This window comes from Pseudooceanicola sp. NS-SX8 (assembly GCF_057380755.1).
The window spans coordinates 4,665,186-4,678,303 of record NZ_CM170819.1 but is presented as its reverse complement, the minus strand read 5'-3'; the positions used below and the strand labels follow the sequence as shown (position 1 = coordinate 4,678,303).

Genomic DNA, 13,118 nt, shown 5'->3' with positions numbered 1-13,118 from the left:
AAGGCCCCGCGATGTGACGCGATCACCCCTCCCCGGGGCGACAGGGCCCAAGGGCCCGGATGCAAGGCCGGCCATGAAGACGACCGACGTGACGATGACCGATGTGACGATGACCCCGTGGCAGTCGACCGCGGCCCGTACGGCCGTCAGCGACAATGCGCCCTTCCTGTCCCGCCCCGCGATGGCAGGCGGCTTGCGCATGGCCGACCGCCAAGATGAGGAAGGCGACGGCAACGTCGTCCTGGACACCAAGCCGAAAACGAAGCGGCCGCCGCTCTACAAGGTGCTGCTGCTGAACGACGATTACACGCCGATGGAATTCGTGGTGCTGGTGCTGGAGAGATTCTTCGGCATGACCCACGCCCAGGCGTTCGAAATCATGCTGACCGTGCACAAGAAGGGCGTCGCCGTTGTCGGCGTCTTCAGCCACGAGATCGCGGAAACGAAGGTGGCGCAGGTGATGGATTTCGCCCGCAAGCACCAGCATCCGCTGCAATGCACCATGGAAAAGGAATAGGGCAGCCCATGCTCGGATCCCGTCTGGCCCTCGCGATCGAGGGTGGCCTGCCGCTTGCCGAAGCGGGCAGGATCGCCGTTTTTGCCCCGGTCGAAGGGGCGGATCTTTCAGCCCTGCCGAAGGACCGGGTGGAGGTGATCACCGGCTTCAAGCCCGATCACCGTGCCTTCGAGCGCCAGGGCTATGCCGTGGCCGTGGCCCCCGAGGGGCGCTACGCCGCCGCCGTGGTCTGCATCCCGCGCGCCAAGGCGGAGGCCCGTGCGCTGATCGCCCAGGCCCGCGCGGTCAGCGACGGCGTGGTGATCGTGGATGGCCAGAAGGACGACGGCGTGGATTCCATGCTGAAGGCCTGCCGCGCGATGGGAGAGGTTTCGGCCCCGCTTTCCAAGGCCCATGGCAAGATGTTCTGGCTGGAAGGCGGCGACTACGCCGATTGGGCCCTGGTCCCGGGGCGCACCGCCGATGGCTGGCTGACCGCGCCCGGCGTCTTTTCGGCGGATGGTGTCGACCCGGCCTCGGTGCTGCTGGCCGACAACCTGCCGGAGCTGTCGGGCTACGGCGCCGACCTGGGCGCGGGCTGGGGCTATCTGTCCGCCCGCGTGCTGGAGCGTTTCGCCAAGGTGAAGGCGCTGGACCTGGTGGAGGCCGATCACGCCGCGCTGGACTGTGCCCGGGTGAACGTGACCGATCCCCGCGCCGCCTTCCACTGGGCCGACGTGTCGGCCTGGCGCGCCGGGCGGATGCTGGATTTCGTGGTGATGAACCCGCCGTTCCATCGCGGCCGCAACCAGGATCCGGAACTGGGCCGCGCCTTCATCCGCGCCGCCACCGCCATGCTGAACCCGCGCGGGCAGCTGCTTCTGGTGGCCAATGCGCACCTTGGCTACGAGAAGGTCATGGCCGATCTTTTCGGTGAAGTTGCCAGCTTCGGCGGCAACGGAAGCTTCAAGTTGCTGATGGGGGAACGCCCCTCTCGCCAAGGGAACAAGGCCGCGCTAGGGTCCACCCCGGGACAGATGGGGAGAAAGCGATGAGTTTCTCGATTGCCGGCAAGACGGCCATCGTGACCGGCGCCGCGCATGGGATCGGCCTGGCCATCGGCAAGCTGTTTGCCGACAAGGGGGCGAACGTGATGTTTGCCGACATGGACGAAGACCGCCTGCGCGAAGAGCTGGGCGAGGCCGTGGAAGAGGGCAACATCCGCTATTTCGCGGGGGACCTGCGGGAAAAGCTGACCATCGCCAACCTGCTCTCCGCCACGATCGACGCCTTCGATCAGGTGGATATCCTGGTGAACGCTTCGCGCCAGGTGCTGGTGTCGGACCCGCTGAACCCCGATGACGACGCGATGGAAACCATGCTGCAGCAGAACCTGCTGACGGCATTGCGGGTCAGCCAGACGGTCGCCAAGCGGATGATCAAGCAGGCCGAGGCCGAGGATGAACCGGGCGCCCAGGCTGGCGCCATCGTCAACCTGTCGTCGATCGCGGCCCGCCGGACCCATCCGGACCTGATGGCCTTTTCGGTGGCCACCGCCGCGCTGGACCAGATGACCCGGTCCCTGGCCGTGGCGCTGGCTCCGCACCGGATCCGGGTGAACGCGGTGGCCTTCGGCTCCGTCATGTCGTCGTCCCTGAAGGAGACGCTGCGGGACAATTCCGAGTTCCGTTCCGACATCGAGGATCACACGCCCCTGTCGCGCATCGCCCCCCCGGGCGAGCTGGCCGAGGCGGTGCAGTACCTCGCCTGCGAGGCGTCCTCCTTCATGACCGGGCAGATCGTCACCGTCGACGGCGGTCGCACCCTGCTGGATCCGGTGGCCGCCCCCGCGCACTGAGGCCTTCCGGGCCCCCGCGCCCGCCCTCGCCCCCGGGGCGCTCCCCCAGTTTCATTATTCGACGGCCACAAATACTCATCTCCGCCGCCCTGATCCGGGCGCGGCGCCGGGGTGGATGCGTGGCATTGGAGTATTTGTGGCCGTCGAATGGAGGAAGGGCGGCACCCCCTTCTGCCCCGGCGCGCGGGCTGCTAGGGAAGCGGGGACGAAGGACGAAAGGAGCGGTCATGGCGGAGATGGAGCAGGAAAGGGCGCGGGCGAGTGCCTGGTTCCGGGAGCTGCGGGACCGGATCGTGGCCGCCTTCGAGGGGCTGGAGGACGCGCAGGTCGAAGGCCCGCTGTCGGATCAGCCCGCGGGCCGGTTCGAGGTGACCGAGACGACGCGCGCCAGTGCGGATGGCAGTGACGCGGGTGGCGGCCTGATGTCCGTCATGCGCGGCGGCCGGGTCTTTGAGAAGGTCGGCGTGAACATCTCCACCGTCTACGGCGAGCTTGGCGAGCGGGCGCAGGCCGCCATGGCGGCGCGCAAGGGCCTGCCGGGCATGGCCGAGGATCCGCGGTTCTGGGCTTCTGGCATCAGCCTTGTCGCCCATATGCAGAACCCCCATGCCCCGGCGGTGCACATGAACACCCGCATGTTCTGGACGCCGCATGGCTGGTGGTTCGGCGGCGGGTCCGACCTGAACCCCTGCATCGAATATGCCGAGGACACGGCGCATTTCCACGCCGTCCAGAAGGCGCATTGCGACCGGCACGACGCGGCGTTCTATCCGCGCTTCAAGGCCTGGGCGGACGAGTATTTCTACATCCCCCACCGGCACCGGGCGCGGGGCGTGGGGGGCATCTTCCTTGACGATCACAACTCGGGCGACTGGGAGGCCGATTTCGCCTTCATCCGCGACGTGGGCCAGGCCTTCCTGCCCGCCTTCCTGCCGCTGGCCGACAAGCGGCGCGCCCAGCCCTGGGACGCGGCCGACAAGGAGGCGCAGCTGATCCATCGCGGGCTCTATGCCGAATATAACCTCGTTTACGACCGGGGGACGAAATTCGGGCTGGAGACGGGCCATGACGCCAATGCCGTGTTGATGTCCCTGCCGCCGCTGGCAAAGTGGGTCTGAGGCGCGGGCGCGCTACATCCCTGTCGCAGGGGAGAGAGAGGCGGGGGCCGCGATGAAGTACATCAGGATGACATGGCGGGTGCTGGCGGGGATCTTCCGCCAGATCGGAGAGATCAACATGGCGCTGGTCGCCGCGGGGGTCGCCTTCTACGCCATGCTAGCGCTCTTCCCGGGCATCGCGGCGCTGATCGCGCTCTGGGGTATCATCTCGGACCCGTCGGTGGTGATGGAAGAGCTGAAGATGCTGCGCGGCATCATCCCTGACGAAGTCTATTCGCTGGTCGCGGCGCAGGTCTACAAGATCTCCGCCTCCTCCGGGTCGACGCTGGGCTGGGCCGGGGTGGTGTCCCTTGCCGTGGCGATCTGGTCGTCGCGTTCGGGCGTGGCGGCGATGATCCTGGGCCTGAACACCATCCACGGACAGGAAAATCGCGGATCACTGCGCCACTACCTGATTGCACTGGTGCTGACGGTGGCGCTTTTGGGCGTGGGTATCGTTGCGCTCGGCTCCGTCGTGGTCATGCCCATTGTGCTGACGCTGGTGCCGCTGGGTCCTGTCGCCTCCTTCGCGGCAGAGGCGCTGCGGCTTCTGGTGGCGGTCGGGGCGGTCATGGTGGGGCTCTCGCTGCTCTATCGGTTCGGGCCGAACAACCGCGGCGAGCGGATGTCCTGGGCCACCCCGGGTGCCCTGCTGAGCGTGGTGCTGTGGATGGCGGCCTCTTACGGGCTGTCGCTCTACTTCACCAATTTCGCCAATTACAACGAGGTCTACGGATCTCTCGGCGCGGCCATGGCGCTGCTGTTCTGGCTTTACGTGTCGGCCTTCGTCGTCCTGCTGGGGGCATCGCTGAACGTGCAGATCGACCGTGCGCAGGCGGCGGAGGAGGCAAAGCCCGACCCCGCGCCGCAGCGGGCGGAGGCGGACACGATCCTGACCGGGCGCGAGGCCGATGGCGGCGCGGTGGAGGATGGCCCGCAGGAGGCGCAGCTGGTGGAGGAAGGCCCCGTGCACGAGGTCGCCGGACCCGCCGGGACGGAGCCGGAAGAGCTTTCGGTGCCAGAGCATGACCCCCGGCAGCGAGAGGCCTGAACGACGGGGCCTGAACGACGGGGCCAGAAGGCCGGGCCTTATCGACGGGGCCGGATCAGGCGCCCGCGCGCACCGTCTCGATCATCAGCGCGACGTTTTCGGGATCGGCATCCGGGGTGATGCCATGGCCGAGGTTGAAGATATGCGGCCCCTTTGAGAAGGCCTTCACGATCTTCCTCGTCTCTTCCACCAGGGCATCGCCGCCGGTGACCATGTGCGAAGAGGCCAGGTTGCCCTGCACGCAGCCGTCGACCTGTACGTTGGCGGCCGCCCATTCGGGCGCGACGGAGTTGTCCAGCGCGACGCAATCGGCGCCGGTGGCGCGGGCGAAGCCCACGTATTTCTCACCTGCCTCACGCGGGAAGGCGATGACGGGGATGCCCGGATGGCGCGCCTTCAGCTCCGCGATGATGCGTTTCGCGGGGGCCAGGGCATAGCGGTCGAAATCTTCGCCCTTCAGGGACCCGGCCCAGCTGTCGAAGAGCTTCACCACCTCGGCGCCCGCGTCGATCTGTTTCGAAAGATATTCGATGGTGCCTTCGGTCAGCCGGTCGAGGATCGCTTCGAAGAGCGCGCGGTTCTCGGCCTTGAGCGCATGGGCAGGGCCCTGGTCCTTGGTGCCGCGCCCGGCGATCATGTAGGTGGCGACGGTCCAGGGCGCGCCTGCGAAGCCGATCAGCGTGGTCTCGGAGGGCAGCTCTCGCGACAGGATCTTCACCGTTTCATAGATCGGCGCCAGCTTGTCATGCACCGCATCCGCCGGTTTCAGCGCGTCGAACTCGGCCTGGGTCGTGATGGTCGACAGGCGGGGCCCCTCGCCGGTGACGAACCACAGGTCGGCGCCAAGCGCCTGGGGCAGCAGCAGGATGTCGGCAAAGAGGATCGCCGCGTCGAAGCCGTAGCGGCGGATCGGCTGCAGCGTCACTTCGGCGGCGAGCTCGGGGTTGTAGCACAGCGACAGGAAATCCCCGGCCTGGGCGCGGGTGGCGCGGTATTCCGGCAGGTAGCGCCCGGCCTGCCGCATCATCCAGATCGGCGGGGTGGGCAGCACTTCGCCCTTCAGCGCGCGCAGGATCGTCTTTTCGGCCATTTTCTGTCCTCCGTTCGTCCGACCTCTGGTCGCGGTCCGGGGCGCGAAAGTCAAGCGCGGCCCTTTGTCCATTCGATGGCTGGAAATACTCCCGCCGGAGGCATTGGCGCGCAGCGCCAAACTGCCACGCTTGCCAGCCCGCGCGCCCCCGCGTAACCAAGGCGCATGACGCATGCACTTCCCACCCCCGCCAAGCCCCTGAAGATCGGCACCCGTGGTTCGCCCCTGGCCCTGGCCCAGGCGCATGAGACCCGTGATCGCATCGCGGCGGCCTTCGACCTGCCGCTCGACGCCTTCGAGGTGGTGGTGATTTCGGTCGCTGGGGACCGGATCCAGGACAAGGCGCTGCGCGAGGTGGGGGGCAAGGGCCTCTTCACCCGCGAGATCGAGCTGGCGCTGCTGGACGGGACCATCGACATCGCGGTGCATTCGATGAAGGACATGCCGGTGGAGCAGCCCGAGGGGCTGATCCTCGACTGCTACCTGCCGCGCGAGGACGTGCGCGATGCCTTCGTGTCGCTGAAACACGGCGCGCTGGCGGATCTGCCCGAGGGCGCGGTTGTCGGCACCTCCAGCCTGCGCCGCCGCGCGCAGCTGCTGGTGCGGCGGCCCGACCTGCAGGTGGTGGAGTTCCGCGGCAACGTGCAGACTCGGCTGCGCAAGCTGGGGGACGAGGTGGCCGAGGCGACCTTCCTGGCAATGGCCGGGCTGAACCGGCTGGCGATGCCGGATGTGCCCGCCACGGCGATCGCCCCCGACGAGATGCTGCCCGCCGTGGCCCAGGGGGCCATCGGTGTCGAACGGCGCAGCGACGACACCGCCACCGCCGCCCTGCTGGAGCCGATCCACGATGCGCCGACGGCCGTTCAGCTGGCGGCGGAACGTGCCTTCCTCGCCCGGCTCGACGGGTCTTGCGAGACCCCGATCGCAGGTCTGGCCGAGGTCTCGGACGGGATGATCCGCCTGCGCGGAGAGATTCTGCGCCCCGACGGTTCGGAGGCGCTGTCAGAAGATCGTCGCGCGCCGGTGGAAGACGGGGCCGATCTGGGCCGCGACATGGCCGAGGTCCTGCTGGACCAGGCCGGGCCGAAGTTCTTCGATTTCAAGAGCTGAGGCGCCGCAGCTTCCTCAGTCCGGCACGGTTCAGTCTGGCACTGTGCAGACCTGATCGACGTGGCAGGCCGCGACCTGGTCGTGTTGGCCGGGGGGCGGATCGGGGAAGTACTGCCCGCCACAGGGGCCAAGCGCCAGCAGGTCGCCCGTGTCGGTCTTCCTGACGAAGGCCAGGCCGTGCCCGTCTTCGGGCAATCGTGCGCACCACTGGGCCAGGCAGTCGCGGGTCACCCGGATCTGGCGGGAGATGTCCTGATCGAACCCCTGCGGCCCCAGCAGCTGACCCTGGAACAGCGCGGTGGTTTCCGGCTCGGCGGTGGCAGGGCCCGAGGTCGCGTCGCCGCTGTCGCCATCCGGCAGGAAGGTGAAATTGCCCAGAAGGATCTCGTAGCTGTCCTGGGCCTGCGCCACCTGCAGGTAGCTTTGCACCGGGTCGGGCGCCATGCAGCTGAGCGCCCGGGCCTGGCCCGCGGGCAGCAGGGCGCAGAGCATCAGGGCCGTGCCGCAACGGGTGGCGCGGGAGGTCACGCCAGACGGTCCGCGAAAAGTTCCAGTACGCGGGCGTAGACGGCGCGCTTGAAGGGCACGATGTTGGCGACCAGCTGATCGGCGGGCATCCATTTCCACTCCACGAACTCGGGGTGGTCGGTTTCGATGTTGATGTCCCCATCGGACCCGTGAAAGCGCATCAGCGCCCATTTCTGCTTTTGCCCGCGGTACTTGCCGCCCCAGATGCGGCCCACCAGGTCTTCGGGCAGATCGTAGAGGATCCATTCGTCGGTCACCGCTTCCAGGGTGACCTTGTCGGCGGTCACGCCGGTTTCTTCCCAGAGCTCGCGCAGGGCGGCCTCCTCGGCGGTTTCCTCGCCGTCGATCCCGCCCTGGGGCATCTGCCAGGCGGGGGCCTCGCCCGGTTTCATGTCGTTGCGCCGACCGGTGAAGACCAGGCCCTCGGCATTGACCAGCATGACGCCGGCGCAGGGGCGGTAGGGCAGGGCGGCTTTCTCTTCGGCGGTCAGGTCCTTGGACATGTCATCTTCCTGTCGGCAATTGGGTCTGTCGAGGCGCATCCTACGCCGCAGGGCGGCGAAGTCCATCCGGGGCCTCAGCCGAGGGTGAAGCACTTCCGGACCAGGCCCGGTTCCTCGGCGTAGGTCTCGAAACCCATGGCGTGGTAGTAGCCCAGACCTTCGGCATTGGTGGCGCCGATGGCGGCCTCGATCTTCGCCAGCCCGGCCTGCTGCGCGGCCTCCAGGCTGGAGGCGAAGAGCGCGCGGCCCAGCCCGCGACGGGCGGCGGAGGGGCGGATATGGGTGCCGATGATGCCCCAGCCCACGGGCGTGTCATAGGGATTGCCCGCCCAGGCGCGTTTCAGCGACTGAAGCCCCAGCAGACGCCCGTCCGCATCCTCTGCCACGGAGCAGCGGACCTGCCCCGGCCCCTCGATGTAATGCGACAGCACGAAGGCCGGATCGCCCGCCTTCTTCCGCTTGCCCGCCGCGCGCAGTTCTTCCAGCACCTGGCTGAGGGCCTCCGCATCGGCGCTCACCGCCTCCCTTATCCGCATGGTCCGTCCTTTCCGGGACGCGCCGCGCCCCTGTTATTTTTTGGCCCCAAATATCCCCGCCGGAGGCAAGGGCCCCGAAGGGCCCTACCCTTCACGCCCAGATCCCCGCAAGCTCCGCCGCCAGCCAGTCGCGGAAGCGGGCGAAGCCGGGCAGGGCTTCCGACCGGTCGGGGTAGACCAGCGTGTAGGCATCGCCGGTTTCCATCCGCCGGGCCGAGGCCTCGACCAGGCGACCCTCGGCGAGGGCACGTTCGGCGATGACCTCTGGCACGAGGCCCACGCCGAGCCCGCCCGCCGCCGCATCCACCACCATGTCGAAGTGATCGAAGCGCGCGCCGCGCAGGGCCCGGCGGGGATCGACGCCCGCTTCGCGGAACCAGTCGGGCCAGAGCGTCGGGCGGGTCGATTGCTGCAGCAGCGGCAGGGCCAGCAGCGCCTCGTCCGAGAGCGGCACTGATCGGGCGAGCGAAGGGGCGGCCACCGCCACCAGGCTTTCATCCAGCAGGTGCAGGTGATTGGCGCCGGAGCGGCGGTTGGCCGAACGCTGGATCGCCAGGTCGAAGGGATCGGTGTCGAAGCTGACGGGGGCGAGACGTGCGGCGACGTCGAAGCTCATCCCCGGCATGGTGGCGCGGAAGGCCGCGAGCCGGGGGATCAGCCAGGACCGGCCGAAGCTGGGCAGGACGGAGATGCGCAGCACCGCCTCCTGCCCGCCGAAGGCCATGACCGAGGTCGCGGCGGCGTCGAGCCGGGCCAGCAGGGCCTCTGCCTCCACCCGGAAGGACCGGCCGGCGTCCGACAGGGCCAGCCGTTGACGGGCGCGGGTGAACAGGGCGACGCCCAGGCGATCCTCCAGCGCGGCGATGGAGCGGGAGACGGCGGATTGCGTCAGCCCCAGTTCGCGCGCCGCGCCGGTGGTGGTGCCCACGCGGGCGCATGCGCAAAAGGCTTCAAGCTCCCCCACGGAAGGTATGTAGGGTTTACGCATGTCGGAACGGCCTATTCGGTAAACTCATAGCTTTGCCAGAATTAGGCGTTAGCCGAGGGGAGGTCCATGATTTATTCTGCGCCCAAAGGACAGCCCTGCGAGGAGAGACCGATGGATACCCCCAGCCGCCCGGTGATCAAGGACAAGGATCGCCCGAACATGTCGAGCTTCAACTGGGAAGATCCCTTCCTGCTGGATGACCAGCTGGAGGAAGAGGAACGCATGGTGCGCGACACCGCCCATGCCTTCGCGCAGGAGAAGCTCGCCCCGCGGGTGGAGCGCATGTACATGGAAGAGGGCGTGGAGCCCGAGATCTTCCGCGAGATGGGCGAGATGGGCCTGCTGGGCGTGACCGTGCCCGAAGAGTACGGCGGCATTGGCGCGGGCTATGTCTCCTACGGGCTCGTCGCGCGGGAAATCGAGCGGGTCGATTCTGGGTACCGGTCGATGGCCTCGGTCCAGTCCTCGCTGGTGATGTACCCGATCTATGCCTACGGCAGCGAAGAGCAGCGGATGAAGTACCTGCCCAAGCTGGCCTCGGGCGAGTTCATCGGTTGCTTCGGCCTGACCGAGCCCGATGCCGGGTCCGACCCGGCGGGCATGAAGACGCGGGCCTACAAGACCGAGGGCGGCTATCGCCTGGTGGGGTCGAAGATGTGGATCTCCAACGCGCCGATCGCGGATGTCTTCGTGGTCTGGGCCAAGTCGGAGGCGCATGACGGTGCGATCCGCGGGTTCGTGCTGGAAAAGGGCATGAAGGGGCTGAGCGCGCCGAAGGTGGGGGGCAAGCTGTCCCTGCGGGCCTCGATCACGGGCGAGATCGTGATGGACGACGTGGAAGTGGGCGAAGATGCCCTGCTGCCGCATGTGTCCGGCCTGAAGGGGCCCTTCGGTTGTCTGAACCGGGCGCGCTACGGCATTGCCTGGGGCGTGATGGGCGCGGCCGAGGACTGCTGGTTCCGCGCGCAGCGCTACGGCATGGACCGCAAGCAGTTCGGCAAGCCGCTGGCCGGCATGCAGCTTTACCAGAAGAAGCTGGCGGACATGCAGACCGAGATCACCCTGGGCACCCAGGCCGCGCTGCGGGTCGGGCGGCTGTTCGACAAGGCTAGGGCCGCGCCCGAGATGGTGTCGATCATCAAGCGCAACAACTGCGGCAAGGCGCTGGATATCGCGCGGATGGCGCGAGACATGCACGGCGGCAATGGCATCCAGATCGAATTCCAGGTGATGCGCCACGCACAGAACCTGGAAACGGTCAACACCTATGAAGGCACCCATGACGTGCACGCCCTGATCCTGGGCCGCGCGCAGACCGGGCTTCAGGCGTTCTTCTGATCCGATCGTGAGGGGGCTCTGCCCCCGTCTCCTTCGGAGACTCCCCCGGAGTATTTTCAGCCATCGAATGGAATGAAGGGCGGCCTTGCGGGGCCGCTCTTTTCTTTTGGCCGGGCTGTGGCAAGGTAGGGGGATGATCAGCCATGTCACCATCGCCGTTTCCGATTTCGACCGTGCGCGCGGGTTCTACCTGCCGATCATGGAACGCCTGGGCTTTGCCGAGACCTGGCTGCGGGCGGGCGAGGAGGCGGCCTTTCGCGAGCCCGGCAAGGAGCGGCCGCTGTTCTTCCTGACGCGTCCCTACGAGGGCGAGCCGGATCCGGGTAACGGGCCGATGGTGGCCTTTCTGGCGCCGGACCGGCAGGCGGTGCGCGATTGCCACGCCATGGCCGTGGCGGCAGGGGCCAGGGACGAGGGCGGGCCGGATCTGCGACCGCGCTATCATCCGAATTACTACGGCTGCTATTTCCGGGACCTGGATGGCAACAAGGTCTGCGTGGCCTGTCACGTGCCTGCCGCGGAGGAGGCGAGCTGAGGCAGGCGGCGCGCCAGCAGGTCCCAGACCAGGCGCAGCCGTTTCGAATGGGCCAGGTCGCGGTGCGCCACCAGCCAGACGGGAAAGGGGATGGGGCCAAGATGCGGCGCGCGCAGGAGCTGCGCATCGCCTTCGCGCAGGGGAAAGGCGCCGAAGCCCAGCCCGGCCAGGGCCATCTGCCATTGCACGAGGTGATCGCCGGTGGTGACGGGGAAGTTTTCCCGGGTCACGGGTACGCCCATGCCGCGCAGCAGATCCGCCATCACCTCCGACCGGTCCCAGGCGAAGAAGCGGGCGCGGGCCAGGTCGGCCGGGCTTTCCACGGGGCCAAGCGCGTCGAGACAGGCGCGGGTGCCGTAGAAATACCCCTGATCGTCGGGAAGGCGCCGGCCTGTCAGCTCCGGATCTTCGGGGCGGGCGTTGCGAATCGCGATGTCAGCCTCCCGCCGGGCGAGGTCGGTGATGTCGTTGGAGGCCCGCAGTTCGACCTCGATCCCGGGGTGCGTGGCCTGCAGTTCCGCGATGATCGCGGGCAGGCGGAAGGCGGCGTAGAATTCGGAGGCGGTGATGGTGACGCGGCCTTCGATCCGGTCGGAGAGGCCGGCGGCGGTGCGCGAAAAGGCGAGCGCGGCATCGGCCATGGCCTGCGCCCGGGGCAGCAGGGCACGCCCCGCCGGGGTCAGGGTCAGCCCCCGCCCGGAGCGGTCGAAGAGCGCCAGGTCCAGCTCTGCCTCCAGCGCGGCGACCTGGCGGCCAAGGGTGGGCTGGGTCAGGCCAAGCGCCCGCGCGGCGGCGGAGAGAGAGCCGGTTTCCGCCGTGGCCAGAAAGGCGCGGGCACGGGTCCAGTCGAAGCTGTCGCGGGGATCATCCATGCGTATTTGTATGGGAGGTCTGCATATTCAGTCAATTTCATTGATCCGTGGGGCAGCCTAGATCGGTCACAGCAGCGATGGAGCGTGACATGAAAGCGATTGTTCAAGAGATTTACGGCGGGCCCGAGGTTTTGCGGCTGAGCGATATCCCCCGGCCCGAACCCGCCGCGGGAGGGATGCTGATCCGGGTGGAGGCCGCCGCGGTGACATCCGCGGACTGGCGTCTGCGGGCGGCGGCCTTTCCCGGCATTCTGGGGGTCGTGGGGCGGTTGATGTTCGGCGTCCGGCGGCCGCGCAACGCGGTGCTGGGGCATGCCTTTGCCGGGCAGGTGGAAACGGCAGGTGGCGCGCTGCCGCAGGGGACACCGGTGCTGGGCTTTGCGCCGGGCGGCGCCCATGCGGAGCTGCTTGCCGTGGCGCAGGGCGCCTGCGTCGTGGAACGCCCCGCCGACATGAGCGCCGAGGAAGGCGCCGCACTGCCCTTTGGCGGGCTTTCGGCGCTGGTCTTCCTGCGGGACGTGGCGGCGGTGCGGCCGGGACAGCGGGTGCTGATCGCGGGCGGCACGGGGGAGGTCGGCGCCATGGCGGTGCAGATCGCGCAGGCCCTTGGCGCGCGGGTCACAGCCACGGGCGGACCGGGCAGCCAGGCCCGTTTGCGGGCACTGGGGGCGGAGGCGGTGGATTACACGGCGGATGACGCGGCGCTTGGCCCGGTGTTCGACGTGGTGCTGGACAGTTTCGGCAGCCTGAGCCCGCGGCAGGCCCGGCGGCTTCTGCGCCCCGGCGGGGTCTTCGTGCCGCTGAACTTCGGCCTGCGGGAAATGGGGGCGGCCCTGTTGAACTGCCTGCGCCGCCGAAAGCTGAAATTGGCGATCAGCGGCGACCGGGCAGAGGATCTGCGGGCCCTGCTGGCGATGCGGGCCGAGGGGCTGTTGCAGCCGCAGGTCGGGCAGGTCTTCCCGATGGAGGAGGCCCGGGCGGCCCATGCCCTTGTCGAGGGGCGCCACAAGACGGGCACGGTGATCCTGCGGATGACATGAGAAACCCCGCGCG

At 68.4% G+C, this 13,118-nt stretch carries 15 protein-coding genes; 9 read left to right on the top strand and 6 right to left on the bottom strand.

The window, feature by feature from the left end:
• The first annotated feature begins 199 nt into the window (after positions 1-199).
• From clpS to AC2IR1_RS21435, 5 genes are all read left to right on the top strand, one after another.
• Positions 200-517 (top strand): ATP-dependent Clp protease adapter ClpS, encoded by a 318-nt coding sequence (gene clpS / locus AC2IR1_RS21455; RefSeq protein ID WP_486476450.1) that lies wholly within the window; start codon positions 200-202, stop codon positions 515-517.
• Positions 518-525: 8 nt separating this feature from the next.
• Positions 526-1,551: a class I SAM-dependent methyltransferase gene (locus AC2IR1_RS21450; protein WP_486474008.1), complete on the top strand. Its 1,026-nt coding sequence runs from the start codon at positions 526-528 to the stop codon at positions 1,549-1,551.
• Positions 1,548-2,354, top strand: coding sequence for an SDR family NAD(P)-dependent oxidoreductase (locus AC2IR1_RS21445; protein ID WP_486474007.1), 807 nt, complete (start codon positions 1,548-1,550; stop codon positions 2,352-2,354). Before AC2IR1_RS21450 ends, AC2IR1_RS21445 begins: the two co-directional genes overlap by 4 nt.
• Positions 2,355-2,581: 227 nt before the next feature.
• Positions 2,582-3,472 carry an oxygen-dependent coproporphyrinogen oxidase gene (gene hemF, locus AC2IR1_RS21440; RefSeq protein WP_486474006.1) on the top strand — a complete coding sequence of 297 codons (891 nt, stop codon included), beginning with the start codon at positions 2,582-2,584 and terminating at the stop codon, positions 3,470-3,472.
• A 52-nt stretch (positions 3,473-3,524) separates the two neighbouring features.
• Complete coding sequence (locus AC2IR1_RS21435) at positions 3,525-4,562, top strand: YihY/virulence factor BrkB family protein (protein ID WP_486474005.1); 1,038 nt, start codon at positions 3,525-3,527, stop codon at positions 4,560-4,562.
• A 55-nt stretch (positions 4,563-4,617) separates the two neighbouring features.
• Here AC2IR1_RS21435 and hemE read toward each other — a convergent pair whose 3' ends face one another.
• Positions 4,618-5,652, bottom strand: coding sequence for a uroporphyrinogen decarboxylase (gene hemE, locus AC2IR1_RS21430; protein WP_486474004.1), 1,035 nt, complete (start codon positions 5,650-5,652; stop codon positions 4,618-4,620).
• A gap of 165 nt (positions 5,653-5,817) precedes the next feature.
• On the opposite strand from hemE, the gene hemC reads away from it, so the two are divergent.
• The gene (gene hemC / locus AC2IR1_RS21425; RefSeq protein ID WP_486474003.1) at positions 5,818-6,765 is read left to right on the top strand and encodes a hydroxymethylbilane synthase; all 948 of its coding nucleotides are present in this window, start codon (positions 5,818-5,820) and stop codon (positions 6,763-6,765) included.
• 30 nt (positions 6,766-6,795) lie between these two features.
• Here hemC and AC2IR1_RS21420 read toward each other — a convergent pair whose 3' ends face one another.
• The 4 genes from AC2IR1_RS21420 to AC2IR1_RS21405 all read right to left on the bottom strand — a co-directional run bounded on the left by AC2IR1_RS21420 (position 6,796) and on the right by AC2IR1_RS21405 (position 9,320).
• A complete protein-coding gene (locus AC2IR1_RS21420; protein ID WP_486474002.1) occupies positions 6,796-7,293 on the bottom strand; it encodes a hypothetical protein in 498 nt (165 codons plus the stop codon).
• On the bottom strand, positions 7,290-7,784 hold the full coding sequence (locus AC2IR1_RS21415) for an RNA pyrophosphohydrolase (RefSeq protein WP_486476449.1): 495 nt from the start codon (positions 7,782-7,784) through the stop codon (positions 7,290-7,292). The genes AC2IR1_RS21420 and AC2IR1_RS21415 overlap by 4 nt, the downstream gene beginning before the upstream one ends.
• Positions 7,785-7,870: 86 nt before the next feature.
• Positions 7,871-8,332 carry a GNAT family N-acetyltransferase gene (locus AC2IR1_RS21410; RefSeq protein WP_486474001.1) on the bottom strand — a complete coding sequence of 154 codons (462 nt, stop codon included), beginning with the start codon at positions 8,330-8,332 and terminating at the stop codon, positions 7,871-7,873.
• 91 nt (positions 8,333-8,423) lie between these two features.
• Positions 8,424-9,320, bottom strand: a complete 897-nt coding sequence (locus AC2IR1_RS21405; RefSeq protein ID WP_486474000.1) for a LysR substrate-binding domain-containing protein — start codon at positions 9,318-9,320, stop codon at positions 8,424-8,426.
• A gap of 111 nt (positions 9,321-9,431) precedes the next feature.
• Here AC2IR1_RS21405 and AC2IR1_RS21400 point away from each other — a divergent pair, with 111 nt between their 5' ends.
• Together AC2IR1_RS21400 and AC2IR1_RS21395 are read left to right on the top strand one after the other, a co-directional pair.
• The gene (locus AC2IR1_RS21400) at positions 9,432-10,658 is read left to right on the top strand and encodes an acyl-CoA dehydrogenase (protein ID WP_486473999.1); all 1,227 of its coding nucleotides are present in this window, start codon (positions 9,432-9,434) and stop codon (positions 10,656-10,658) included.
• Between the two features lie 133 nt (positions 10,659-10,791).
• Positions 10,792-11,193 carry a VOC family protein gene (locus AC2IR1_RS21395; protein ID WP_486473998.1) on the top strand — a complete coding sequence of 134 codons (402 nt, stop codon included), beginning with the start codon at positions 10,792-10,794 and terminating at the stop codon, positions 11,191-11,193.
• On the opposite strand, the gene AC2IR1_RS21390 is transcribed toward AC2IR1_RS21395, so the two are convergent.
• Positions 11,163-12,065: a LysR family transcriptional regulator gene (locus AC2IR1_RS21390; RefSeq protein ID WP_486473997.1), complete on the bottom strand. Its 903-nt coding sequence runs from the start codon at positions 12,063-12,065 to the stop codon at positions 11,163-11,165. The two genes, AC2IR1_RS21395 and AC2IR1_RS21390, sit on opposite strands and share 31 nt — an antisense overlap.
• Before the next feature lie 89 nt (positions 12,066-12,154).
• Here AC2IR1_RS21390 and AC2IR1_RS21385 point away from each other — a divergent pair, with 89 nt between their 5' ends.
• On the top strand, positions 12,155-13,105 hold the full coding sequence (locus tag AC2IR1_RS21385; protein ID WP_486473996.1) for an NAD(P)-dependent alcohol dehydrogenase: 951 nt from the start codon (positions 12,155-12,157) through the stop codon (positions 13,103-13,105).
• Positions 13,106-13,118 lie beyond the last annotated feature (13 nt).

Excerpts from the sequence above, each read along its gene's own strand:
- AC2IR1_RS21435 (WP_486474005.1), top strand. The coding sequence starts at position 3,525 with ATGAAGTACATCAGGATGACATGGCGGGTGCTGGCGGGGATCTTCCGC.
- hemE (WP_486474004.1), bottom strand. The coding sequence starts at position 5,652 with ATGGCCGAAAAGACGATCCTGCGCGCGCTGAAGGGCGAAGTGCTGCCC.
- AC2IR1_RS21405 (WP_486474000.1), bottom strand. The coding sequence starts at position 9,320 with ATGCGTAAACCCTACATACCTTCCGTGGGGGAGCTTGAAGCCTTTTGC.
- AC2IR1_RS21400 (WP_486473999.1), top strand. The coding sequence starts at position 9,432 with ATGGATACCCCCAGCCGCCCGGTGATCAAGGACAAGGATCGCCCGAAC.
- hemC (WP_486474003.1), top strand. The coding sequence starts at position 5,818 with ATGACGCATGCACTTCCCACCCCCGCCAAGCCCCTGAAGATCGGCACC.
- AC2IR1_RS21385 (WP_486473996.1), top strand. The coding sequence starts at position 12,155 with ATGAAAGCGATTGTTCAAGAGATTTACGGCGGGCCCGAGGTTTTGCGG.
- AC2IR1_RS21450 (WP_486474008.1), top strand. The coding sequence starts at position 526 with ATGCTCGGATCCCGTCTGGCCCTCGCGATCGAGGGTGGCCTGCCGCTT.
- AC2IR1_RS21390 (WP_486473997.1), bottom strand. The coding sequence starts at position 12,065 with ATGGATGATCCCCGCGACAGCTTCGACTGGACCCGTGCCCGCGCCTTT.
- clpS (WP_486476450.1), top strand. The coding sequence starts at position 200 with ATGGCCGACCGCCAAGATGAGGAAGGCGACGGCAACGTCGTCCTGGAC.
- AC2IR1_RS21410 (WP_486474001.1), bottom strand. The coding sequence starts at position 8,332 with ATGCGGATAAGGGAGGCGGTGAGCGCCGATGCGGAGGCCCTCAGCCAG.
- AC2IR1_RS21395 (WP_486473998.1), top strand. The coding sequence starts at position 10,792 with ATGATCAGCCATGTCACCATCGCCGTTTCCGATTTCGACCGTGCGCGC.
- AC2IR1_RS21445 (WP_486474007.1), top strand. The coding sequence starts at position 1,548 with ATGAGTTTCTCGATTGCCGGCAAGACGGCCATCGTGACCGGCGCCGCG.
- hemF (WP_486474006.1), top strand. The coding sequence starts at position 2,582 with ATGGCGGAGATGGAGCAGGAAAGGGCGCGGGCGAGTGCCTGGTTCCGG.